Below are 24499 nucleotides of genomic sequence, written 5' to 3' on the forward strand. Positions count from 1 at the left end.
AACGATGACTCAGATTGTCTGAAATTCAGGCTTCTTCCAGAGTCCTAACGCGATGCTGGAAAAACGGGTGATGCAAACAACCGGACCTTAACTGTTCGTTCGGAATTGGGCTTTGTTTACCCTCTATTTCATCGACGAATTTGAATTAAATCCGTAGCCTCGTCTCACAAGCAAAGATGGCCGGAGGATCGCTTACGCGCATCGCGAATGATGCCGGCGATCTCGAACGGCAAACCGGAGGCGGACGAGTATGAACGTGCGTGAAGCAGTCCTCACTGTCGACGAAACGCAGACGGGCTTCCTCGAGCAGGGTCCCTCCCTGACCGAGCGCGCCGCCCGGACCGCCGCAGCTGCCGCGGCCGACGCCGACGGGGTCGATCGCGACGCCCGTTTCCCGCACAAGGCTTTCGAGGTCGCGCGCGAGCAGAAGCTGCTCGGCGTCATGATCCCGGTCGAATTCGGCGGCTTCGGTGCCTCCATCTACGACGTCACCGACATCTGCTACACGCTCGGACGCGCCTGCGCCTCGACCGCGATGATCTATGCGATGCACCAGACCAAGGTTGCGTGCGTCGTCAGGCACGGCCACGGCATCCCCTGGATGGAAACCATGATGCGCCGGGTCGCCCGCGACCAGTGGTTGCTCGCCTCCTCCACCACCGAAGGCCAGAACGGCGGCAACATCCGCGCCAGCACCGCTGCCGTCGATCACGCCGGCGACACCGTCTCGCTGGTTCGCGACGCCACCGTGATCTCCTACGGCGCCGAAGCCGACGGGCTCGTCACCATCGCCCGCCGCGCTACCGAGGCCGCCGCCTCCGACCAGGTGCTGCTGGCGCTCGCCAAGGACGATTATTCGCTGAAGCGGACGCTGGGCTGGGAAACGCTCGGCATGCGCGGCACCTGCTCGACCGGCTTCGAGCTGAAGGTCGATTGCCCCGCCGATCGCGTCTTCCCGGAATCCTATGACAAGATCCACGCCCAGACCATGACGCCGTTCGCGCATCTGTGCTGGTCGTCGGCCTGGGCCGGCATCGCCGCCGCAGCGGTGACCCGCGCGCAGGCCTTCATCCGCAAGGCGGCCCGCACCTCCGGCGGCCAGATGCCGCCGGCCGCGGCGCATTTCACCGCCGCCAAGATGTCGCTGGCGAAGCTGCGCGCGCTGCTGTCGGCCAATATCGATGCCTTTGCCCGCGCCGAGCATGACGAGCGCGCCCTCGGCTCGCTCGACTTCCAGTCCTCGATCACGCTGCTGAAGGTGCAGGCCTCCGAGCTCGCGGTCGAGACCGTGATGCATGCGATGCGCACAGCCGGCCTCTCCGGCTACCGCAACGACGGCGAGTTCACTATGGGCCGGCACCTCCGCGACGTGCTGTCGTCCCCGATCATGATCAACAACGACCGTATTCTGGCCAATGCCGCGACTTCGACGCTGATGAGCGGCGTGCCGACAAGCCTTCACGACTGAATCAACAACAACAATTTTGAGATAGCAGGACATCGCTCCATGAACATTGCCATCCTCCCCGACTCGCCCGCGACCGCGCCGCAGTTGATCGATCCGCTCGATCATCTCGCCGACAAGCTGTTCCACCGCATGGGCGCCGATGGCGTCTACGCCCGCACCGCGCTCTATGAAGGCGTCGTCGAGAAGCTCGCCGCGCTGATCACCAGCCATCGCGAGAGCGGCACCGAGGTGATGCGTTTCCCGCCGGTGATGAGCCGGGCCCAGCTGGAAAAATCCGGCTATCTCAAGAGCTTTCCGAACCTGCTCGGCTGCGTTTGCGGTCTGCACGGGACCGAGCGCGAGATCAACGCCGCGGTGAGCCGCTTCGATGCCGGCGGCGACTGGACCACCTCACTGTCTCCCGCCGATCTCGTGCTGTCGCCCGCCGCCTGCTATCCGGTCTATCCGATCGCGGCGAGCCGCGGCCCCTTGCCGAAGGGCGGCCTGCGCTTCGACGTTGCCGCTGATTGCTTCCGCCGCGAGCCGTCGAAACATCTCGACCGGCTGCAATCATTCCGGATGCGCGAATATGTCTGCATCGGCACCCCCGACGACGTCGCCGATTTCCGCGAGCGCTGGATGGTGCGCGCGCAGAAGATCGCGACCGACCTCGGCCTCACCTTCCGCGTCGACTATGCCAGCGATCCCTTCTTCGGTCGTGTCGGCCAAATGAAGGCGGTGAGCCAGAAGCAGCAGCAGCTCAAGTTCGAGCTGCTCATTCCGCTGCGCTCGGAAGAGCAGCCGACGGCCTGCATGAGCTTCAACTATCACCGCGAGCATTTCGGCACGACCTGGGGAATCCAGGATGCCGGCGGCGAGCCAGCCCATACCGGCTGCGTCGCCTTCGGCATGGACCGGCTGGCGGTCGCCATGTTCCACACCCACGGCACGGACCTTTCCGCCTGGCCCGCCAAGGTGCGGGACGTCCTGGGCCTGCAGCCGCGGGTCACGGCCGACGCCCATGTCGAAGGCTGGCGCTAGCAGCATGATCCGGATCCGAAGGACCGCGTCTGCGAAGAGTGCAAAGCGGTCTTCCGACAAGATCATGCTGAAACAATAAACCAAACGAGGCCTGTCATTTCCACGGGTAAGACGAGCGTGATTCACACCAAGGTGCGATGCCGCGAGATCACCGAGTCCGACGCCGAAGCGGTCGCGGACCTGCTGACGCGCGGCTTCGTCGGCCGCTCGCGGAACTACTGGATCCAGGGTCTGCGCCGGCAGGCCTTCCGGTCCGTGCCGGAGGGCTATCCGCGCTTCGGCTACATGCTCGAGAGTGACGGCACGCCGGTCGGCGTGCTGCTGCTGATCTACACGGCGCGGAAGAACGGCGAAGAGACCGCCATCCAGTGCAATCTGTCGAGCTGGTATGTCGATCCGGCCTACCGCAACTATGCCCCGCTGCTGACCAAGATCGCGCAGCGGCACAAGGACGTGACCTATTTCAACATCAGCCCGGCCCCGTGGACCTGGCCGATCATCGAGACGCAGGGCTTTCGTGCCTATTGCCGCGGCATATTCTTCTCGGTTCCTGCCCTGGCGCGACCTCCGCGCTGGAGCGAGATCGAGGTCATCTCGCCTCACGCCAAAACGATCGAGGGGCTATCCGAAGCCGAAACCGAGCTCTTGACGCGGCATGCGCGCTACAATTGCCTCAGCCTCGTCTGCCGCACGCCGAAGGGAACATTCCCCTTCATCCTGCAGCCGGTGCGCATCCGCCGCGGCTTCATTGCACCTCCTGCGATGAAGCTGATCTATTGCCGCAGCGCCGCGGAATACGCCGCCTGCGCAGGCCGCATCGGCCGGCTGCTGCTTCGGCTCGGCAAGATCGCGGTGGCGATCGATTCCAATGGACCGCTTCCCGGCCTGGTCGGTATTTATACCGAGCGGCGCGGTCGCAAATACTTCAAGGGCCCGGATCGGCCGCAGCTCGGCGATCTCACCGATACGGAACTGGTGTTGTACGGGCCGTGAGGGAGGCCGTCGGACCAGACCACCGCTGTCGTCCCTGCGAACGCAGGGACCCATACCGCGTGATCTGTCTCTAAGCCGCAATGCTGGTACCACGGGAAGGCCCCTTCACTTCCAATCTTCGTCAAACCTTTCCCTGTGGTTATGGGTCCCTGCTTTCGCAGGGACGACACTTCATTTGACGCGCCCTCCCGCCCAACTCTCGCGCGCACCTCCGCATTTCCGACGCGCTCTCCATCGCCAGTCACCCTCCGTAAACTACTGCGCTTAAGGGAATTTTCCGGCCTCTTCGCTACCCTCGGCGGCTGAATTAGGTTGCGTTAAGTCTATTGCTCGCCGAGATCCCGCCGATCCCATGACGTCGACCCGCGACAACGAGCTTGGTGCACGCCGCGAGCAGGGCCCGGAGGCCTTGGTCGCGCTGAGCCAGCTTGCGCTCGACCACATGGAACAGGGCGTCTGCGTCTACGATGCCGACAACCGGATCGTGCTGGTCAACCAGCGTTACTTGTCGCTGTTCGACATGTCGGCCGACATCGTGCGCGTGGGCACGAGCTACCGCGAGGTACTTGCGCATAGTGCGATGCGCGGCAACTTTCCCCAGGACCAGCTCGACACGCTGTATTCGGCGCGGATCGCGCAGATCGCAGGGGGAAAGCCGTTCCGGACCGAGCAGCAGCTTGCGAGCGGCCTCGTCATGTCGCTCGAGCTCAAGCCGCTTCCCGGCGGCGGCTGGATGACGATCTGCGACGATGTCACCCGCCTCGCCCGGCTCGAGGCGGAATTGCGCGTGCAGACCGAGCGCAGCCAGCACGCGCTCGCCAACATGTCGCACGGCCTCATCATGTATGATGCCGACAGTTGCGTCGTCGTCTGCAACGAACGTTTCCTGAACCTCTACAACCTCGATCCCAGCATCGTAAGCCCGGGCGCCTCGCATCGCGAGGTGCTCGATCATTGGGTATCGCGCGGCAATTTGCCGGGCATGCCGACAGACGAATTCCATAAATCCAGGCTGGAGGACGTGCGCACCAGAAAGGCGAAGTCCCTGCTGGTGATGCGTTATGACGGACGCATGGTGCAGACGGTCTCGCGCTTCCTGCCCGACGGCGGCTGGGTGACCGTGCATGAGGACGTCACGGAGCGGCTGCAATATGAAGAGACGCTGCGGCAACAGAATTTTATTCTCGATGCCGCGATGGAGAACATGGCGCACGGGCTCGCCTTCTATGACAGCGACATGCGCCTTCGCGTCTGCAATACCACCTACCGCAAGATCTACCTGTTGTCGCCGGAGGAGACCAGGCCCGGCACGCATCTCGCGGAGCTGATCGAGCGCTCGATGGCGAACGGCGCGTTCTCGTCCGAGTACAGCCCCCGGCAGCTCTTGGAAGCCGCCAGCGCCAGGATCGCGAACCGCGATTCCTCGCCGATGCGCCGGCGCATGTCGAACGATACCGTGATCTCGGTGCGCTATTGCGCGCTGCCCGAGGGCGGCTTCGTCGCCACTTACGAGGACATCACCGAACGCGAGCACGCGATCGAGGAGCTGAGCGAGCAGTATCGCCGCTTCGACGCGGCGCTGAATAACATGAGCCAGGGCCTGTGCATGCTCGACGCGAGCCTGCGCGTCATCGTGTGCAATCGCCGCTACATCGAGATGTACGGCCTGTCGCCTGACATCGTGAAGCCCGGCGTCTCGATGCGCGAGATCATGGAGCATAGCTGCGAGCTGGGCATCCATCAGAACACCACAGCCGCGCGGCTTTATGCCGATTACGTCGAGCGGCTGCGCGAGGGCGAGCATACGCTGCATCGCCATTTGAGCGACGGCCGCATCATCAAGCTCAATCACAAGCGGATGGAGCATGGCGGCTGGGTCGTCACCTACGAGGACGTCACCGAGCGCCACAAGGCCCAGGCGCGCGTCGCGCATATGGCGCGGCACGATTCGTTGACCGACCTGCCCAACCGCACGCTGTTCCGCGAAAAGATGGGCGAGGGACTGAACCAGGTCGCGATCGCCGGCGGCGCCATGGCCGTGCTGTGCTTCGACCTCGACAATTTCAAGACCGTCAACGACCGCCTCGGCCACGCCGCCGGCGACCGGCTGCTGCGCTGGGTCGCGGCGCGGCTGAAGGAGAATGTCGGCGAGCACGATACCGTCGCACGGCTCGGCGGCGACGAGTTCGCCGTGCTCCAGCGCGGACCGCAGCCGCAAGCGGCGGAAAAGCTGGCCCGGCGTCTGGTCGAGGTTCTTGGTCATCCGCCGCCACTGGAAAATCAGTCGATCCATGTCGGCGCCTCCGTCGGCATCGCGATCGCACCCGACCACGGGCTCGATGCCGACGAACTGATGAAATGCGCAGATCTCGCGCTGTACCAGGCCAAGGCCAAGGGGCGCGGCGCCTATCAGCTGTTCGAGCCCGAGATGGAGGAAGAGGCGCGCAGCCGGCACGCGCTGGAGCACGATCTGCGCGGCGCGCTCGAGGCGCGTCAATTCCATCTGGTATTCCAGCCGCAGCTGCGGCTCGATTCGTCCGAGCTCACCGGGTTCGAGGCACTCCTGCGCTGGAAACATCCCTCGCGCGGCTTCGTCTCGCCGGCCGAGTTCATTCCGATCGCTGAAGAGACCGGGCTGATCGTTCCGATCGGCGAATGGGTACTCCGCAGCGCCTGTGCGACCGCCGCGTCCTGGCCCGATGTCAACGTCGCGGTAAATCTGTCGCCGGTGCAGTTCCGTTCGCGCGGGCTGGTGGCGATGGTCACGAGCGCACTTGCCGAAGCCGCCCTGCCGCCGCAACGGCTCGAGCTCGAGGTCACCGAGACGGCGCTGCTCGACGACAGCGAGGCGACGATCGAGATCCTGCACCAGCTTCGCGCGTTAGGCGTGCGCGTCAGCCTCGACGATTTCGGCGTCGGCTATTCCTCGCTGAGCTATTTACGCAAGTTTCCGTTCGATCGCATCAAGATCGATCGTTCCTTCGTCGGCACGCTCGGCGAAAGTCCGGAGAGCGTTGCCATCGTCCGCACCATCGCAAGCCTCGGTTCCGTGCTCGGCGTCGAGACGACGGCGGAGGGTGTGGAGACCGAGGAGCAACTCGACTTCGTCCGCGAATGCGGCTGCACCGCCGTACAGGGCTATTATTTCGGCAGGCCGTGCCCCGCATCGGAGGTCGGCCGCACCATCGAGACGCTGAACACGGTCCGGCGCGTGGCGTAGCGGCTTTCTGCTCCCTCAAATTCCGTCTCTCGGCACACGACCAAACGACGAATTGTCGCATGTGCCGCCTCGACCGGGATTGCCGCATCGCCCGGCGTCCGCGGTCCGCGCAATGCGCTTTTCTTCTCCCTCGATTTCAGGAACAATCGCCGCGCAAGAACGAGAAACGGCGGCCCGCAAAGAGGCCGCCGCGAGGGGAGGAGTTTCGATGCCGCGATACGGGCTGAAGACGATCGCATTTGCCGCGATGCATGCTGTCATGGGCGCATTGCTCTCGACTGCCGCCAGCGCGCAGGACTATCCCAGCAAGCCGATCACGCTGATCGTGCCATGGCCGGCCGGCGGATCGACCGATATCTCGATGCGCGCCATCGCCGACAGCGCCTCGAAGGTGCTGGGGCAGCCGATCGTGATCGACAACAAGGCCGGCGGCGGCGGCACGGTGGGCCCCGCGACCATGGCGGCGGCCGCGAAGCCGGACGGCTACACCATCTCGCAGATTCCGATCACCGTGTTCCGCCTGCCCTTGATGCAGGAAGTGTCGTGGGATCCGGCCAAGGACTTCACCTACATCATCCATCTCACCGGCTACACCTTCGGCGTGACCACCAGCGCGGAGTCGCAGTTCAAGAGCTGGAAGGACGTCGTGGAGTTCGCCAAGGCGAATCCGGGCAAGGTGACCTATGCCACGCCGGGCGCCGGCACCTCGCTGCATATCGGCATGGAGCAGATCGCCGGAATGTCCGGAATCAAGCTGACGCAAGTTCCTTTCAAGGGCGGCGCGGAGACCAACGCCGCGGTGCTGGGGCAGCACACGATGCTTCAGGCGGACTCCACGGGATGGCGGCCGCTGGTCGACGCCGGCAAGCTGCGGCTGCTGATGGTGTGGACCGGCGCACGCTCGCCGAACTATCCCGACGCGCCGACGCTGAAGGAGCTCGGCTATCCCATGGTTTACGATTCCCCCTTCGGCATCGCCGGCCCGAAAGGCATGGATCCAAAGATCGTCGCCAAGCTGCACGATGCCTTCAAGAAGGCGGTCGAGGATCCAGCGGTGGTCGCGACGCTCGCCAAATACGACATGGTGCCGAACTACAAGAACACCGAGGACTACAAGAAGTTCGTCGTCGAGGTCACGGAGTCCGAGCGCAAGGTGATCGATACGCTCGGGCTCGCGAAGAAGTAGCTTGTCCCACCACACATGCTGACCTCATCCTGAGGTGCGAGCCGCGCTTGCGGCTCGCCTCGAAGGATGGATCGGGGCACCGTCGCCCTTCGAGGGCTACGCTGCGCTCCGCCACCTCAGGACGACGGTGATCTCAAGGCGCTTCACATGAACAACGACACCAACGTCAAACTCCGCCTCAGCAACTCCGAGCTCTGGGGCGGGCTGATCGGGCTCGCGCTGGGCGGATTCGTGATCTGGTCCGGCATGAAGCTCAAGCTCGGCACCATCAACGATCCCGGCTCCGGCTACGTGCTGTTCTACACGGGCATCCTGATGTGCGTGTTCGCAGGCGCCATCATCGTCTCGGCGGTCACCGAGGGCGCGCCGACGCTGGCCTCGCGCTGGGAGAATGTGCGCTGGAGCAAGCCGCTCCTGCTGATTGCCTGTCTCGTGGCATTCTCCATTGCGCTGGAACCACTCGGCTTCCTGCTGTCGTCGATCCCCCTGGTGCTGCTGCTGTTGCGGCTGATCGATCCCGTTCGCTGGACGCTGGCGATCCCGATCGCCGTGCTGGTGCCATCAGGCATGTGGTGGGTGCTCAAGCGGCTGCTGCTGATCCAGCTGCCCTCGGGCCTGTTCGGGATCGGCTGACCCTATGGATACGCTATTCAATGTCGCGCATGGGTTCGGCGTCGCGCTGCTGCCAGTCAACCTGCTCTACTGCTTCATCGGCGTCTTCATCGGCACGCTGGTCGGCGTGCTGCCGGGCATCGGGCCGATCTCGGCGATGTCGCTGCTGCTGCCCGTGACGCTGTCGGGCACGCCGGAATCCGGCATCATCATGATGGCCGGGATCTATTACGGCTCGATGTATGGCGGCTCGACCACCTCGATCCTGGTCAACATCCCCGGCGAGGCGGCCTCCGTCGTCACCTGCATCGACGGCCACCAGATGGCGAAGCAGGGACGCGCTGGCCCTGCACTCGGCATTTCCGCCTTCGGCTCCTTCATTGCCGGCACGTTCGCGCTGATCGCCTTGATGCTGGTGGCGCCGAAGCTCGCCAGCGTCGCCATCGCGTTCGGCCCGGCCGAATATTTCAGCCTGATGGTGCTCGGCCTCGTGGTGCTCACCTTCCTGACCCAGGGTTCGATGCCGAAGGCATTGCTGATGGCGTGCATCGGCGTCGTGCTCGGACTGATCGGGCTCGACAGCATCACGGCGCAGCCGCGTCTGACCTTCGGCCGCATGGAGCTGATCGACGGCATCGGGCTGGTGCCCGTCGTGATGGGCCTGTTCGGCGTTGCGGAGGTGCTGCTCAACACCGAGCAGGCGATCAAGCGCGACATCATCAACACCAAGATCACCCATCTGCTGCCCACCAGGGAGGACTGGAAGGCGAGCGCAGGTCCAGTCGGCCGCGGCACCATCCTCGGCTTCTTCCTCGGCATCCTGCCGGGCGGCGGCGCGGTGGTGGCGTCCTTTGCCTCCTACGCGCTGGAGAAGCGGCTGTCGAAGACGCCGGAGCGCTTCGGCCATGGCGCGATCGAAGGCGTTGCCGGACCGGAATCGGCGAACAACGCCGCGGCGGGCGGCGCCTTCATTCCGCTGATGACGCTCGGTATTCCGCCGAACGTGGTGATGGCGCTGCTGCTCGGCGCCTTCGTTATCCACGGCCTGCAGCCGGGACCGCTGCTGATCACGAAGAACCCCGGCCTGTTCTGGGGCATCGTCGCCAGCATGTATATCGGCAACGTCATGCTGCTGATCCTGAACCTGCCGATGATCGGCATGTGGGTGCAGCTGCTCAAGCTGCCGTACAACATCCTGTTCCCCCTGATCATCCTGTTCACGATCCTGGGCGTCTACTGCTCCAGCAACAACGTGTTCGACGTCTATGTGATGATCGCGTTCGGGATCATCGGCTATTTCATGCGCAAGCTCGGTTACGAGCCAGCGCCGCTTGTGCTGGCTTTCGTGCTGGGACCGATGATGGAGAACAATCTGCGCAAGTCACTGATCCTGTCGCAGGGCGATCTCTGGACCTTCGTACAGCGGCCGATCTCGGGGGTCTGTCTCGTGTTTGCCCTGGTGCTGCTGATCGCGCCGCTATTGCCGTCGCTGCGCAAGAAGCGCGAGCTGGTGGCGCTGGATGAGGGGGCGTGAAGTTTCGCAGGGTGGGCAAAGCGACTTGTCCGCCGTAGCTCGAAGAGCGAAGGCGGAAGCGTACCCACGATCTATATCCATCACGGAGGAATGGTGGGCACGGCGCAAGTGCGCCTTTGCCCGCCCTACGAGACCTCAGCATGCAGCAGGAAGCGCACTATCCGTTGAAGTCCCCCACGGACGCTCGCCAGACGCAAGCCCGATCAGGCGGCCCTGGATGTAGTCGCAGCCCCAATCGCGCAGCATGCTTGCGGCTTCCTCGTCCTGCACCCATTCGGCGACGGTCTTGATGTCGAGGCGGCGGGCGAGATCGATCAGGGTCTGCACGAAGGCGCGGTCGTCGGCGGAATGAGTGATGTTCTGCACGAACGCGCCATCGATCTTCACGATATCCACGCCGAGCTTGCGCAAGTTTCGGAACGAGGTGTAGCCGGCGCCGAAATCGTCGATGGCGATGCGGCTGCCGAAATGCTTGAGGCGGCCAACGAAGGCGCGGACGTCATCGATGTCCTGGATCGCGACCGTCTCGGTGATCTCGACGATCAGCCGCTCGGCAACGCCGGGATGGGCCTGCATCAGCGATTCGATGCCCGCCCACCAGTCCGGGTCCATGGTCGTATCAGGCGAGATGTTGAGGCTGAGGCAGATGTCGGGCGCGGCGGCGAGTTCGGCGACCACGAGCTCGAGCACGCGGTGATCGACCAGGCGGATCAGGCCGAGCCGTTCGGCGACCGGCACGATGTCGGGCGCGAGCAGCACCTGGCCGTCGCCCTGGTCCATCCGCACCAGGCATTCATGGAATGCGCGCTCGCGGGAGACGGCCGAGACCACCGGCTCATAGGCGAGCTTGATGCGGCGCTCGTTCAGCGCGGTGACGATCTCGTCGGTGACGCGGATGTTGACGCGGCGCTGCGCGTCGCGTATGGCATCCGGACGCCATGCCGCGAACGAGCCGACGCGGCGGCGCTTGGCGGCATCCAGCGTCTCATGGGCGCGGTTGACGGCCTCGTCGGTGTTGCGGGCATAGCGCGGTACGCTGACCGCGCCGATCGAGGCGGTGACCGAGACCGGACCGGATTTGGTCGGCACCACCTCGTCGCGAATGCCGGCGAGGAAGCGCTCGGCGGCGACATTCATGTCGTCGACGGTGCAGTTCTTCAGGATCAGGCCGAACTTGTTGCCGGAAAAGCGGCCGAGCACGTCGCCGCCACGCAGGCGCGAGCGGATGCGCTTGGCGATGTCGAGGATCACGGCGTCGGCAACGTCGAAGCCAAAGGCGTCGTTGACGCGGGCAAGATGGTCGATACCGACCAGCATGAAGGCCGCGGTCGAACGGAAGCGGGTCGTCTCCTCGATCGCCTCGGCCAGCGCGGCAATCAGATGAGAGCGGTTGAGCTCGCCGGTCAGCGGATCGAGCCGGGCCAGCTTGGTCAGCTCCTCGTCGCGGGCGTGGCGTTCATTGTTGATTCGGACCGAGCCGATCGCGCGCACCGGGCGGCCGTCGGGGCCGGCGAACCAGCGGCCGGTCTCCTCGATCCAGATCACGGGATCGGCGGCGCTCATGCGCACCCCGTACTCGACCCGGTAGGGCGTGCCGTCGGCACCATGCACGGCATAGGCTTGCGCCAGCGCGGCGCTCCGCAGCGTTGGCGAGGGCTCGATCAGCTTGGCAAATTCGGCTCCCGTCGCCAGCCGCTCGGCGGGAATGCCGGGAAAGACGCTGCCGACCTGGTCACCCCAGACGATCGCATCACTGCCAATGTCCCAGGCAAACACGGCCTGGCCGAGGGCGGCCAGGATGTCGGAGGCTTGCGGTAATGCGGGGATCAAAATCGCCTCGTTTCGGGACAGCGGGAAAGTCCTGAGCTGACACAGGATAGAGCTAGATTCGCCCCCAACCCTAGGCAAAGTTGATAAACAATTTGGAAACCACGTTTCTACAGGCCGGGGGAACCAAACCGGCCCGTCCGGCATAGGCCTTGCGAGTACTGACACGCACCCGGCACCAGCGTCCCGAAACGCGACAGGCTCTGCCGGATCAACGGTGATAGCGATGTTGAGTACCGATCGATCGGACGCGGCGGATAGCGGCACAGGCACGGCCCTGGTGCCGGTACTGCCGATTTTGCAATGGGTCCACAAGACGCCGTTGCCGCGCCCCGATCCCAGCTTCGTCGCCCAGCTGATCGCCAATGCCGAACATCTGCCCCAGGCGAGCCGGCTGCGCCGCGCCTCTTCCGAAGATGCGCAGACGGCCTATGGCGACAAGCGCCCGCTGCAAAGCGTCAGCGCGCGCACGCGGCAGGTGGCTTGAGATCGGTCAGCGCGGCGGCGTGTCGGGGGACGGAGACGTGCCGTCGCCCGGCTGCAAATGCGGCGAGGGGACTTCCGGCGAGGGCGTGCTCTGCACCGGCTTCGGCGCGGGAGGATCCATCAGCACGGATTCGGCGACCGACTGTGCCGAGGGCGCGGGCGGTGCCGCCGGTGCTGCGATCGGCGCGGACACCGGTTCGAACTTGGGCTCGGCCACGGCATCCGGAGCTTCCACCTGGCGCTTGGCCTTGCGTGACGCCGGCACCGTTGTCTCGGCGACATAAGTGACGCGGCGGCGCGTGCGCTGGGCAATACCGCCGAGGAAATCGGCCATCGCGAGCAGCACCAGCAGGAAATAGGTCGAGTTGCCGAATTTGGGCCACATCACGAATTCGGCAGCGGCAGCACCAAACAGGATCAGTGACAGCAGATGATCCATCAGGAATTTCGAGCCCGGCCGCGCGCCCTTCACCACTTCGAGCAGCAGCAGCACGATACCGAGCGCCAGCATCACATCGGCGAGCGTGACCGGCCAGGTCTCGCCTGAGACCATCGGCACCTTGAACAGCACGTCCGTGAAGGACACGGTCGGCATCAGGAAGGCGATGATGTTGTAGACCGCGAGCGGAATGAGAAGCAGCGGGAAGCCGACCATCGGCGAAATGCCTTCTCGATCAAGATATCCAGACAGGACAATGCGGCGGCGAAGCATTAGCTCCGCCGCCGCCACTGTCATATCTCATGGGTTGGCCGAAATCAGGCAGGCGCAATCATCCCGCCTGGAGAAAGGTCCTTAACTCAGGACTCTTTCTTCTTCAGGACCTGGCGGCCCTTGTACATGCCGGTCTTGAGGTCGAGATGGTGCGGACGACGCAGCTCGCCGGAGTCCTTGTCTTCCACATAGGTCGGCTTCTTGATGGCGTCTGCCGAGCGGCGCATGCCACGGCGCGACGGCGAGGTTTTTCTTCTCGGAACGGCCATTTCAATATCCTCTAGGGATTGGTGTTATCAGGGCATCGTCCGCGAGGGACGGCTCAGCACCCGCAATCCGAGGCGAGCTGAATGCCGATCAAGGTCGCGCTTATAGAGGAAGGCTGGCTGCAAAGCTAGGCTCTTGGGCCGGAAAATGCGCCCGAAAAGAGCCCAAAATCAGCGATTTTCCCGCCAGCAGGTCGCAAGCGAAGAGGCCTGCGCCCTTGCCACATAGGTCCCTGCCAGCCGCCGGACGCCCGGACCGGGGGTTTTGGCGCTGCGTTTGACCGGATTCGGCAGGATCGAGGCTAGAAGGGCCGCCTCACGCGGAGAGAGGGCGGCGGCCGATTTGCCGAAGGCATAGGCGCTGGCCGCCCCCACCCCGAACTGGCCCTGCGGGCCGAGCTCGGCGATGTTGAGGTAAATCTCCAGGATCCGCGGCTTGGGCAGGACGAGATCGATCCAGAGCGCCAACGGGAATTCCAGCGCCTTGCGGACGAAATCCCGCCCCTGCCAGAGGAACAGGTTTTTTGCGACCTGCTGGGTAATGGTGGAGGCGCCCCGGAACGGCGTGCCGTCCTCCTGCGCGTCATCGATCGCCTCGCGCAGCGCCCCCCAATCGATGCCGTGATGCTTGCAGAAATGTGCGTCCTCAGCCGCCACCACCGCGCGCGGCAGATAGGGCGACATCGCCGCCAGATCGATCCATTCCCGCTGCATTGGCGCGCCGCGAAGCGAACGCCACGCCATCAGTGTCGAAACCGGATGGCCGGTCCGATAGAACGGCGCGATCACATAGGGCGCGAGAATGACGACCGCGAGCGCTACCAGCAGGATTTTGACGATGCGCAAATCGACCTTTCCGGCATGGAACGAAACGCGGCCACGGCTCTCCCCATTAAGTCTGTGATAATTCGGGCCTTTTCCAGCACTTTTTAGGCCTTCCAAACGATTGACTGGGGCGGGCGCATAAAGGATTGTCCCGCCGAATTTTAGTTCTGGAGCCCTTCTTGATGACCGGCACGTCCCCGTCCGATTTCGCCAAGCGTCTGGACAAGACCGCTGATGACACCGAGGCCCTGCTCGGGCGCCTGTTGTCGGACGACATCCTGCACGATGAGATCGCCCGGCCCAAGCGACTGATGGACGCAATGCGCTACTCGAGCCTGAACGGCGGCAAGCGTCTGCGCCCGTTCCTGGTGGTCGAGAGCGCGGCCGTGTTCGGTGTTCCCCGTGAAGCAGCGTTGCTGGTCGGCGCCGCGCTCGAATGCATCCACTGCTATTCGCTGATCCACGACGATCTGCCCGCCATGGACAATTCGGACCTGCGCCGCGGCCGCCCCACCCTGCACAAGCAGACCGATGACGCGACCGCGATCCTCGCCGGCGACGGTCTGCTGACGCTGGCCTTCGACATCGTCACCCGTGACGAAATCCATCGCGACGCCAATGTGCGGCTGCTGCTGACGCGCGCGCTGGCGCGCTGCGCCGGCATCGGCGGCATGGTCGGCGGCCAGATCCTCGACCTCGCCGGCGAAGGCCGCTTTGGCGGCAACGAGCCGATCGATGTCGCCCGCATTCAGCAGATGAAGACCGGCGCGCTCTTGCGTTACGGCTGCATCGCCGGCGCGATCCTTGGCCAGGCCTCGCAGAAAGAATATCAGGCACTCGACGATTACGGCCGCGCGCTCGGCGAAGCCTTCCAGATCGCCGATGATCTGCTCGATGTCGAGGGCGATGCGGCGGCCCTCGGCAAGCCGGCCGGCGCCGATGCCGCGCTCGGCAAGACCACCTTCGTCACCCAGCTCGGCATCGAAGGCGCCAAGCAGCGCGTGCGCGACCTGCTCGCCCGGGCCGACAGCGCGGTCTCGATCTTCGGCGATCGCGCCGCCGTGCTGCAGGCCGCCGCGCGGTTTGTCGCCGAGCGGAAGAGCTGACACGCATCGATGGCGGCCGAGGGCAAAGAAGATCCCGTCCTCGTCCGCTTCCGCCAGATGTCGCGGCCGATGCGGCTGCTTTACGCGCGGCCGCGGACCTTCATCGCGCTCGCGGCTGGCGTCCTGGTCTGTCTGCTGCTGCCGGGCTCGCACCGGCTGGTGACACGGCTCCTGTTCGGCTGGGATGCGCTGATCGCGGTCTATCTCGTGCTGGTCTACGCAATGATGCTTTGCAACGACCATCACCATATCCGGCGCGCCGCCGCGATGCAGGACGACGGCCGTTTCGTGATCCTGCTGGTGACGGCGACCGGCGCCTTCGCCAGCATCGCCGCGATCGTCTCAGAACTCGGCACACCGCATCGGGGCGTGTTGGAGCTGACCATCGCAATCAGCACCATCGCCATGTCATGGGCCGCCGTGCACACGACCTTCGCGCTGCACTACGCGCATGATTATTATCGGAACGCCAAGCCGGGCGGCCTTCAGTTCCCGAGCGGCGACAAGGAAGACCACGCCGACTACTGGGACTTCGTCTATTTCTCGTTCGTGATCGGCATGACCGCGCAGGTCTCCGACGTCGGCATCACCGACAAGACGATCCGCCGCACGGCCACGGCGCACGGGATCGTATCGTTCATCTACAACACGGCCTTGCTGGCACTGACGGTCAACATCGCGGCGAGCGCGATTGCGACCTGACGTCGTCCCGGCCTTTCGGGACGACGATCTGGCTCATGCATGCCCTAGCGACACACCTCGGCATTGGCGTCGTTGCCGGGACCGCCGCCGCCGCGATATTCGAGGTGGCAACCGCGGCTGACCGGGCGGCAGCCGGTGCTATTGCAGATGACTTGCCCGCCACCTGCGGCGCGACCGGCGCCCGCAGCGGCCGCAATGCCGGCCGCGGCACCATAGCCGCCCGCCGCGCCGCCGGCCTGAGGACGCTGCCGGGCGGGACGTTCGTCGCCATCATCGCGCTTCGCCGTTGCAGGCTTGGCCGGCTTGGCGGCGCGCTTCTTCTCGCACTCATTGTCGTCGTTGACCGCATAGCCCTCACGGCAGACGATCTTGGTGCACTTGTCGCCATCGGCCTTGAAGCCGTGCTCGCAGACCAGCGGGCAGACGCGTGACGGCTTGGCCTTGACCGCATCCAGCGCGTCCGTGCTCGCCACCTTCACGTCGAGCTTGGTGCCGGCATAGCGGTTGAACTGCGACAGCGAGCGCTGCGAGGATGTGCTCCAATTGCCGTCGGCAGTGCCCGAGAAGCAGCCGACGCGGCCGAGCTCGGTCTGCACCGAACGGCTGAGATCCGCCGGCGCGGTCGCCGGCGTCAGAGAGGCAACGTTGGTGCCGGCGGGGCTCGCCGTGCTGGCCGGCGCCGCGCTCGGGGCCGCAGCGGCGAGATTGACGCGCTGCTGCTCGGCGGCAGCTGCCTGCTGTTGCGCCTGCTCCTTGGCCTTCTGCGCAGCGAGCTGCGCCTGCTCGGCGGCCTTCGCATCGGCCGCGGCCTTGGCCTGCGCATCCTTCTGTGCGCCGAGGGCGGCAAGACGATCGCGTTCTGCCTCGGCCTGTTTCGCCTTCTCGGTGGCAGCCGCATGGGCCTGCTCGGCACCAATTTTCTCGACCTGAAGCTTGGCGAGGCTCGCATAGAAGCCATCGGGATGCTGGGCGAGGAAAGCGGCCCACGCCGCCTTGTTGCCGACCTGGAGCGCGAGCTCGTAATCGCGGCGGATATCGGCCTGCGGGTTCGGCGCGGGCGCAACCGTTGCTGCGGCCGTCACCTTGACCGGAACCAGCGGCACGTCCTCGCCACCGAGCGAGCCGTAGACGAACGGCTCCTGCTTGTTGCCGGTCGACTTGAGCACGTCGTCGCGCACGAAGCCGAAGGCACGGCGGACGTCGAGGCCCGGCGTCGTCAGATGCTTCGACAGCGCGACCGTAAAGGGGCTGTTGGCGCCGTCGCCGTCCTGAGCGGTGAAGCCGGCCTTCGCCGAATAGGCGATCAGCGTATTGGGGCTGGTCGGCTCGACCTGGGCGAGGCCCCGGCCGATACCGCGCGCGGCCACCGTGCGCTTCATGGTCTTGCCGAACGGATTGTCGCGGCAGGCATCCAGGATCACCAGCCGAAGCTGTTTTGCCGGTTCGACGGCGACCAGGACGCGGTCGAGCGAGAGCGCCTCGTCATAGACGTCGGTGTCGCGCTCGAGCTTGGCGTCGACGGGGATCAGATAATTCGAGCCCTCGACCTCGATGCCGTGGCCGGCATAGTAGACCACGGCGATGTCGGCATTGCGGGTCGCATCGGCAAAGTCGCGCAGCACGCGCCGCGTATCCAGGGCTGACAGGTCGTGCCGGAAATCGACGCTGTTGAAACCGGCCTCTTTCAGCGTCTTCGCCATCACCGCACCGTCATTGACGGGATTGGCGAGCGACGGCGCGTGCTGATAGGCCGAGTTGGCAATCACCAGCGCGACGCGGTTGCCGGCAAAAGCGGGATCCATGCCGAACAGCAGCACGGCGACGAGGAGAAGCGGGCAGAGTCTGAGCAGGTTGCGCATGACACGACTTCCGAAGTTCGGGACGTTTCGGTCCCCCTTGGGACCGCTTTAGCAGGATCCGGTGCCGGCGCTTGTGATGGAGGTCACCAAGGCCGCGCCGGCGACAGCCCGAAGGACCCCCTTTGTTTGTCGCGCCAGCGCGGTCACGGTTCGCTGCCAAACAGGCAAGCAGACCGAATTCCCCTAGGGATCGCCGATATGCCCCCGATATTGCGGCAGATTGTCCGTAATTTCGTGCCAGGGCGCCTTCGAGGCCACGAAGATGTGGGCGCTCGGCCGGATCGAGGGGGCATCAACCAGGGTTCCCATGGCGACATGGACCCATTGTCCTTCACGTACCCGGGAATAAAGCAGCGAGCCGCACCGGGAGCAATGGGCGTCATGGGTGGTGTCATCGCCGAAAATCATCCGCTGGTCCCCTCCCCGGACAATGCGGAGCTTGTCCTGCGCGATGCCGGCGAAGGGCTTGAAGGCGGAGCCGGTGGTGCGACGGCAGTTCGAACAGTGGCAGTTCATCGCATAGGAGAACGCGTCGGCCACCTCAAACCGCACGGCGCGGCAGTAGCATTCGCCGATCAGGATACGAGCGTTCGAAGTTTCTGATCCGGTCATTCCAGCGTCCTTGCGCGATTGGCAAGAGACACCCATAGCGCATTTCGGTGTGTACGACTAAGTTCCGCCCAAGCCATCATGCAACAGGATGACCTATGAACCAGAACCGTTCGAGTGTCGAAGCCGTCGTGCAATCCTATTTCGACGGGCTTTACGAGGGCGACGCCGAGAAGCTCGGCACCATCTTCCATCCCTCCGCTGACTTGCGCTGGGTCGAGAAGGGCGAGCTCCAGGTCCTGACCGTACCCGACTGGCTCGACCGCGTCCGCAAGCGCGCCTCCGCCAAGGCCGAAGGCAAGCCGCGCGAGGATTTCATCGTCACCATCGACCGTTCGGACGACAAGACCGCCTTCATCAAGGTCCGTTGCCAACTGCCGCCACGTTTCTTCACCGATTATCTGGTGGCGATGAAGCTCGCCGACGGCTGGCAGATCGTGTCGAAATCGTATCGGTATGACCTGAGGGAGTGAGGCTGCTCGACGTTCCGCTGCCCCATATCTGCCGCGCTCGATATCCATCCTCCGTCGTTGCAAGCGAAGCAATCGAGAGACCCTCCGCGGAGACAGACTGGGTTGCTTCGTCGCTTCGCGCCTCGCAATGACGAGGCGGATACAGCATCCGCCACATTTCTCGCCCCCACCTGTCTGAAAGCTCCCCCATGCCACTCGACCGCCGTTCCCTGCTCGCTTCGCTGTGCTGGATCGCCGCCTCTCCTGCGTTGGCCGCTGAGGCACCGCCTGAGCTCGAAACCTATGAGCGCGAGAGCGGTGGACGGATCGGGGTCTATGCAGAGAACCTTGCGACCGGCAAAAAGCTCGCTTGGCGCGCCGACGAGCGCTTCGTCATGTGCTCGACCTTCAAGGCCTCGCTTGCGGCTTGCATGCTGGCCCGGGTCGACCGCGCCGAGGACCAGCTTGCGGCCATGATCGCTTACGGCAAGCCCGACCTCTTGGACTACGCGCCGGTCGCCAAACAGAATCTTGCGGCCGGCGCGATGTCGGTCAGCGACATGTGCAAGGCGATCGTCGAGCTCAGCGACAATACCTGCGCCAATCTGCTGCTGGCGCGGATCGGCGGACCCGCCGCCCTCACCGCCTTCTGGCGATCGCTCGGCGACACCACCTCCCGGCTCGACCACAACGAGCCAGAACTCAACCGCTCGCCGCCGGGCAATCCCCGCGACACCACGACGCCGGCAGCAATGGCGGGAAATTTGCAGCGCCTGGTGGTGGGCGAAGCGCTGTCGCCAGCCTCGCGGGCCCTGCTCACCGACTGGATGGTGAACTGCAAGACTGGGGCGAACCGGCTGCGCGGCGGCCTGCCCGCAAGCTGGACCATCGGCGACAAGACCGGCAACAACGGCAAGGACGCTTCGGGTGATATCGCGGTCGCCTGGCCCAAGCCCGGGACGCCGATCCTGATCGCGGTCTATACCCAGGGCGGCACGCCGAATCCGGCGCAGATCGAAGCCGCCTTTGCACGCATCGGGCGGATGGTGGCCGAGCGGCTGGCGTAAGCCGCGCGCATTGACGTAGCCGTCGCTTCCGGGTCAAGACAGACTATCATGGAAGCGAAGTTTCAGACCTTTCTCATCCTGCTCGCCGTGCTGGCAGGCGTGGCGCTGGCCGCACGCCGCTTCAACGTCGCCCCCGCCATCCTGCTGATGCTGGCCGGCGTCGGCCTCGCCTTCGTGCCTGGCATGCCCCCGGTGGAATTGCCTCCCGAGCTGGTGCTGCTGATGGTGCTGCCGCCGCTGATCTACTCGGCGAGCGTCGCCATGAGCTGGCGTGAGTTCAAGAACAATTTGCGCCCGATCGTGCTGCTCGCGGTTGGCGCGGTGATCTTCACCGCAGCGATGGTGGCGGCCGCCACGCACTACATGATCGGCCTGCCCTGGACCATCGGCTTCCTGCTCGGCGCCATCGTCGCGCCGCCCGACGTGGTGGCACCACTCGCGATCGCGCGCCGGCTCAACATGCCGCGGCGGCTCCTCGTCATCCTCGAGGGTGAAGGGCTCGCCAATGATGCCACCGCGCTGATCCTTTACCGCTTCGCGCTGGCCGCCATCATGGTCGGACATTTCTCGCTGCCGCTCGCCGCCGGCGAATTCCTCCTCATTGTCGCCAGCGAGATCGCCTTCGGCATCGGCGTCGGTTGGCTCTCCCTTCGCTTCCGCAAATGGTCCGGAGATCCGCAGGTCGAGCTGACGCTGTCGCTGATCACCCCCTACGTCTCCTACTGGCTGCCCGAGCATATCGGTGGCTCCGGGGTGATCGCGACGGTGGCCTGCGGCCTCTATGTGAGCTGGAACGGCCCGCTGCTGATCTCGTCGGCAACGCGCCTGCAGGGCATCTTCTTCTGGGACCTCGTGATCTACCTGATCGAGGGGGTGCTGTTCCTGCTCACCGGATTCCAGATGCGCGCGCTCTACGAGAAATCGAAGGCGTTCCCGCTCGACGACATCCTGATCGCAACTGCCGTGGTCCTGGTGATCGTCGTGGTCGCGCGCTTCGCCTGGCTCTATCCTGCAACCTATCTGCCGCGCATGCTCAGCAAATCGCTGCGCCAGCGCGATCCGTCGCCACCCTGGCAATGGCCGTTCGTGCTCGCCTTCACCGGCGTGCGCGGCGCGGTGTCGCTGGCGGCCGCGCTGGCACTGCCGTTCACGCTGCCGGATGGCGATGCATTTCCGTATCGCGACCTGATCCTGTTCGTGGCCTTCGGCGTCATCTTCGTCACGCTGATCGGCGTCGGGCTGACGCTGCCGCCGGTGGTGAGATGGCTCGGCGTCGCCGAGGCCGGCCGTAACGAGCATGCCGCCGAGCACGAAGCCGAGATCGCCGCGCGCCGTCAGGCGCTGGATGCAGCGCTGAAATCGCTCGACGCGCTGACCGAGGAGAAGGAGGTGTCCGACGAAGTGATGCGGCTCCTGCGTGCCCGCCACGACATCCGCGTCAACCAACTGCCTGATTCACTCGATCCCACCCACCACGACGTCTCCGCCGCCGGTACCGCGCTGACCCGCGACCTGATCGCCGCCGAACGCAAATTCATTCACAACCTGCTGCGCGACGGCCAGATCACCGACGAGACGCGGCGGCGAATCGAGCGCGACCTGGATCTGGAGGAAGCGAGCCTGGCGAACCGGGAGTATCGGCGGACGCCGCTGTAGCCTCCCGTCACTGCGAGGAGCCGTTGCGACGAAGCAATCCAGACCGCCTCCACGGAAAGACTCTGGATTGCTTCGCGGAGTCTGTCCTCGGGCCGCGCTAGGCGCGGACCCGTTGGCTCGCAATGACGGCGGGAGCAACTACCGCCTTGCGCAAAACTCCGCTATGGCGGACGCCACGGCCGCCGCAATCGTTTCATGCCGCTCGGGTGCGTTCATCGCCATTTCCTCGTCGCGGTTGATGATGGAGCCGGCCTCGAGCAGCACTGCGGCACTGCTGGTCCGCGACAGGACGACGAGCCCGTCATAGCGGTAGACGCCGACGTCCTTGTCGAGCAACTGGCGCCGGTAACGGCCCATCAGCGGCAAAGTGTATTGGCTGGCATAGTGCAGGCCTTGCTCCTTCAACTGCCTGCCGATCATCCGGGCCAGCATCAGGCTGCTGGCGAAGTGCGAATTCCGCTGCGACACGAACAGCGAGTGGCCCGAAAAGCGATCGCTGAAATAGCTCTTCGCACCATCGAATTCCCAGGTCTCGAGCAGCTTGTCCGGCACCGAATCATGATGGATCGACAGGAAGAGATCGGCGTGCGACCCATTGGCGCTGCCGACACGTTTAAACAGGCTGGGCCTAGCCTTGCCGTCCGTGACGAGCAGACGTGTTGCGGCAAAGCCTTCGGACTTGAGTTTCGCCGTGATGAGTCTTGCGAGACGGAAGTTGAAGCCGAACTCCGGATCGTTGCGCGCGCTCAACGCGCCGTAGGAGTCCGGCGTATGCCCGACATCCACGACGATCCGGAATTTCGGCATCTCACATTTGGCCGGCGCGGGCGAAGGCTTGAGCCTTGCTTTCGCGACCTTTCGGGCCGGGGCAGCCTGCCCCGCATCGATGGACGGAAGCAATAACGCGACCAGCGACACCAGGAGAATTGCGACGATGTCCCGCCCTGACGACAAATCCTACTCCGCTGCCGCGATGCGTGGCCGGCCGACGAAGCCCGCGACGTCGCCGAATCGTTCGAGCATGACCGCGGGCAGATCCTTCGACTTGCTGGTGACGCAGGCGCCGGAGCGCACCGCATAGCGATCCTGATGCGCCGCCTGCGGGGGCGGCTCACCCTGCTGCAGCGCCCGCGCCAGATCCATCACCACTTTACGAAAATGCATGATGCCGAGATCGGTCGGCCCGAGATGCTCGCGGGTGCGGTCGGCGATCGGCCCCTGGCTGTCCTGCACGGCGGCGTCCTGCTCGGAGACACCCTTGATGCCGGTGTAGCTCCTGGTCTTCTGCAGCTTGCGATCGATCAGATAGTCGTTGCCCTTATGGCGCAGCGGCACGTAATTGTCGTCGACCTCCGCGATCACGCCGTTGCCGCGGTCGTAGGCATCGCGCTCCGCTTGCGACAACGGCCGCTCCGGATTCCAGGCATAGGTGTAGATCCAGCAATTGGTGTCGGTCACAGGCACGAAGGTCTGGCCAAAAATGCTCTCGCCCGGCATCGCGCTCGGCGCGTAGGCGTGGAATGGCATCAGGAATTGCGCGATGCGCCAGTAGATGCTGTCGCCGCCGGTGAGCCGGCCACCGGCAATGGTCAGTCCGGCCTCGTGCGAGCTGATCTTGATCACCGGCCGCGGGTCTTCCGCGATCCAGCGCATGTGATCGCTCGACATCCGCGCGATCGGATTCACGAAATGCTTCTTGATGTCCAGGATCTCGTTCTCCTCCTTGTCGAAGGAGAGATGGGCAAAGGTGAAATGTGCGGTGTCGATCGAGCCTTCCAGCGCCTGCACCCAGTTGCAATCCTGCCATTTCTTGCTGACGTAGCGGTGCGAGGCCGGCAGCAGCGCCATTTCGAGATCGGGCAGCTCGGGCATGGCCTCGATCGGACCCATATAGGCCCAGATCATCTCGCCCCATTCGCGCACCGGATAGGACTTGATGCGGATCAGGTCCTTGGCGTTGAGATCGGGATAGGAGGTCGGCATGTCGACGCAGCGGCCGTCGGTGTTGAACTTCCAGCCGTGATAGACGCAGCGGATGCCGCATTCCTCGTTTCGCCCCAGCCAGAGATTGGCGCCGCGATGCGGGCAATATTGGTCGATGACGCCGACGACGCCGCGCGTGTCGCGGAAGGCAAGCAGTTCCTCGCCGAGCACGGTGATCTTCTTCGGCTCGCCGTCTGGTTCGGGGAGTTCTTCGGACAGCAGGACGGGAATCCAGAACCGGCGCAGCAATTCGCCCATGCCTGTTCCAGGGCCGGCCTCGGTCAGGAATTTGTTGTCCTCGGCGCGGAGCATGGCTGATCCTCCCGAATATTTTCGGGAAGATTGGCGCGAGAGTGAGAGAACGTCAACGCAAGAACAACGGGGCGGTACGAGGACGGGTCAGCGAAGCCTGACCCGCCGTCCTTCTTGCGGACCGACGAGGCGAGTCATTTGCTTCGATTCGTCCCGTCGCAATTACCTGACCGTGACGGCGACTGTGTATACCTTGCCATTATCCGGGTCGGTGGGATCCGCCGTCACGCGCCGATAGGTGAAGGAGTCTTCACCGACGTAGCCCTTCTTGGATTGGTACACCACGCTGGTCAGCCGCACGGTCTTGGCCTCTCCGTTTCTCAATTTGCGTTGCCCGGTGCTCACTCGCGTCGTCACGGCGCCACTCTTCGGCGGAGACACGACTTCAATGCTCACGGGCCAGACCTTGCCACTGCTGTCGACTCGCCAGTGTCCCCCGCATTTGCAGATTTCCTTTGCCTCGCCCGATTTTACGACGAGCGACATGTTCGACCCGCCCGCATGGGCGCCACAGAGGATTCCGAAGAACAGGACGAGCCCCGCCGTGATTTTGATCAAAAGAGCCGTCGGCAGGCGTACCGGGTAAGTTGTCATGTCATATGTC

General features: G+C 64.7%; 22 protein-coding genes. 13 read left to right on the plus strand and 9 right to left on the minus strand.

Translation table 11 applies throughout. The features are described 5' to 3' along the window. The first annotated feature begins 250 nt into the window (after positions 1–250). The 7 genes from GGD65_RS15030 to GGD65_RS15060 all read left to right on the plus strand — a co-directional run bounded on the left by GGD65_RS15030 (position 251) and on the right by GGD65_RS15060 (position 10033). Positions 251–1468 (plus strand): acyl-CoA dehydrogenase family protein, encoded by a 1218-nt coding sequence (locus GGD65_RS15030; protein WP_183235753.1) that lies wholly within the window; start codon positions 251–253, stop codon positions 1466–1468. Positions 1469–1507: 39 nt separating this feature from the next. Then, entirely contained in the window at positions 1508–2488 is a 981-nt protein-coding gene (locus tag GGD65_RS15035; protein ID WP_183235754.1) for an amino acid--[acyl-carrier-protein] ligase, read from the plus strand. A 117-nt stretch (positions 2489–2605) separates the two neighbouring features. Continuing rightward, positions 2606–3481 (plus strand): hypothetical protein, encoded by an 876-nt coding sequence (locus GGD65_RS15040; protein WP_018316762.1) that lies wholly within the window; start codon positions 2606–2608, stop codon positions 3479–3481. Positions 3482–3833: 352 nt separating this feature from the next. Continuing rightward, a complete protein-coding gene (locus tag GGD65_RS15045) occupies positions 3834–6701 on the plus strand; it encodes a PAS-domain containing protein (RefSeq protein ID WP_183235755.1) in 2868 nt (955 codons plus the stop codon). Between the two features lie 208 nt (positions 6702–6909). After that, on the plus strand, positions 6910–7887 hold the full coding sequence (locus GGD65_RS15050; protein WP_018316760.1) for a tripartite tricarboxylate transporter substrate binding protein: 978 nt from the start codon (positions 6910–6912) through the stop codon (positions 7885–7887). A 147-nt stretch (positions 7888–8034) separates the two neighbouring features. Then, a complete protein-coding gene (locus GGD65_RS15055) occupies positions 8035–8520 on the plus strand; it encodes a tripartite tricarboxylate transporter TctB family protein (RefSeq protein WP_092251594.1) in 486 nt (161 codons plus the stop codon). A 4-nt stretch (positions 8521–8524) separates the two neighbouring features. Continuing rightward, positions 8525–10033 carry a tripartite tricarboxylate transporter permease gene (locus GGD65_RS15060; protein WP_183235756.1) on the plus strand — a complete coding sequence of 503 codons (1509 nt, stop codon included), beginning with the start codon at positions 8525–8527 and terminating at the stop codon, positions 10031–10033. 135 nt (positions 10034–10168) lie between these two features. Here the strand turns inward: GGD65_RS15060 and GGD65_RS15065 are convergent, their stop codons facing one another. Next, on the minus strand, positions 10169–11863 hold the full coding sequence (locus GGD65_RS15065) for a bifunctional diguanylate cyclase/phosphodiesterase (RefSeq protein WP_183235757.1): 1695 nt from the start codon (positions 11861–11863) through the stop codon (positions 10169–10171). 223 nt (positions 11864–12086) lie between these two features. On the opposite strand from GGD65_RS15065, the gene GGD65_RS15070 reads away from it, so the two are divergent. Continuing rightward, the gene (locus tag GGD65_RS15070) at positions 12087–12347 is read left to right on the plus strand and encodes a hypothetical protein (RefSeq protein ID WP_018316756.1); all 261 of its coding nucleotides are present in this window, start codon (positions 12087–12089) and stop codon (positions 12345–12347) included. 6 nt (positions 12348–12353) lie between these two features. On the opposite strand, the gene GGD65_RS15075 is transcribed toward GGD65_RS15070, so the two are convergent. The 3 genes from GGD65_RS15075 to mtgA form a co-directional block, all read right to left on the minus strand. Next, entirely contained in the window at positions 12354–13001 is a 648-nt protein-coding gene (locus tag GGD65_RS15075) for a hypothetical protein (protein ID WP_177236852.1), read from the minus strand. 143 nt (positions 13002–13144) lie between these two features. Next, positions 13145–13327, minus strand: a complete 183-nt coding sequence (gene rpmF, locus GGD65_RS15080; protein WP_007598106.1) for a 50S ribosomal protein L32 — start codon at positions 13325–13327, stop codon at positions 13145–13147. 168 nt (positions 13328–13495) lie between these two features. Beyond that, the gene (mtgA, locus tag GGD65_RS15085; protein WP_092251590.1) at positions 13496–14170 is read right to left on the minus strand and encodes a monofunctional biosynthetic peptidoglycan transglycosylase; all 675 of its coding nucleotides are present in this window, start codon (positions 14168–14170) and stop codon (positions 13496–13498) included. Between the two features lie 161 nt (positions 14171–14331). Here mtgA and GGD65_RS15090 point away from each other — a divergent pair, with 161 nt between their 5' ends. Then, complete coding sequence (locus GGD65_RS15090; protein WP_018316753.1) at positions 14332–15255, plus strand: polyprenyl synthetase family protein; 924 nt, start codon at positions 14332–14334, stop codon at positions 15253–15255. Between the two features lie 9 nt (positions 15256–15264). Further along, on the plus strand, positions 15265–15957 hold the full coding sequence (locus GGD65_RS15095) for a DUF1345 domain-containing protein (protein ID WP_018316752.1): 693 nt from the start codon (positions 15265–15267) through the stop codon (positions 15955–15957). 44 nt (positions 15958–16001) lie between these two features. Here the strand turns inward: GGD65_RS15095 and GGD65_RS15100 are convergent, their stop codons facing one another. Both GGD65_RS15100 and GGD65_RS15105 read right to left on the minus strand, forming a co-directional pair. Next, complete coding sequence (locus GGD65_RS15100) at positions 16002–17816, minus strand: caspase family protein (protein ID WP_183235758.1); 1815 nt, start codon at positions 17814–17816, stop codon at positions 16002–16004. A gap of 183 nt (positions 17817–17999) precedes the next feature. Further along, positions 18000–18428, minus strand: coding sequence for a GFA family protein (locus GGD65_RS15105; protein WP_179732916.1), 429 nt, complete (start codon positions 18426–18428; stop codon positions 18000–18002). Between the two features lie 95 nt (positions 18429–18523). Between GGD65_RS15105 and GGD65_RS15110 the strand changes: the two genes are divergently transcribed. The 3 genes from GGD65_RS15110 to GGD65_RS15120 all read left to right on the plus strand — a co-directional run bounded on the left by GGD65_RS15110 (position 18524) and on the right by GGD65_RS15120 (position 21600). Then, on the plus strand, positions 18524–18898 hold the full coding sequence (locus GGD65_RS15110) for a nuclear transport factor 2 family protein (RefSeq protein ID WP_018316749.1): 375 nt from the start codon (positions 18524–18526) through the stop codon (positions 18896–18898). A 188-nt stretch (positions 18899–19086) separates the two neighbouring features. After that, entirely contained in the window at positions 19087–19944 is an 858-nt protein-coding gene (gene bla / locus GGD65_RS15115) for a class A beta-lactamase (protein WP_183235759.1), read from the plus strand. A 48-nt stretch (positions 19945–19992) separates the two neighbouring features. After that, complete coding sequence (locus GGD65_RS15120; RefSeq protein WP_018316747.1) at positions 19993–21600, plus strand: Na+/H+ antiporter; 1608 nt, start codon at positions 19993–19995, stop codon at positions 21598–21600. A gap of 138 nt (positions 21601–21738) precedes the next feature. Here GGD65_RS15120 and GGD65_RS15125 read toward each other — a convergent pair whose 3' ends face one another. The 3 genes from GGD65_RS15125 to GGD65_RS15135 form a co-directional block, all read right to left on the minus strand. After that, positions 21739–22554, minus strand: coding sequence for an N-acetylmuramoyl-L-alanine amidase (locus tag GGD65_RS15125; RefSeq protein ID WP_183235760.1), 816 nt, complete (start codon positions 22552–22554; stop codon positions 21739–21741). Positions 22555–22557: 3 nt separating this feature from the next. Next, a complete protein-coding gene (locus GGD65_RS15130) occupies positions 22558–23895 on the minus strand; it encodes a Rieske 2Fe-2S domain-containing protein (protein WP_183235761.1) in 1338 nt (445 codons plus the stop codon). Between the two features lie 162 nt (positions 23896–24057). Continuing rightward, entirely contained in the window at positions 24058–24489 is a 432-nt protein-coding gene (locus tag GGD65_RS15135) for a hypothetical protein (RefSeq protein ID WP_183235762.1), read from the minus strand. Between the last annotated feature and the right edge of the window lie 10 nt (positions 24490–24499).

It is taken from the genome of Bradyrhizobium sp. CIR18, assembly GCF_014198295.1.
GTDB lineage: Bacteria > Pseudomonadota > Alphaproteobacteria > Rhizobiales > Xanthobacteraceae > Bradyrhizobium.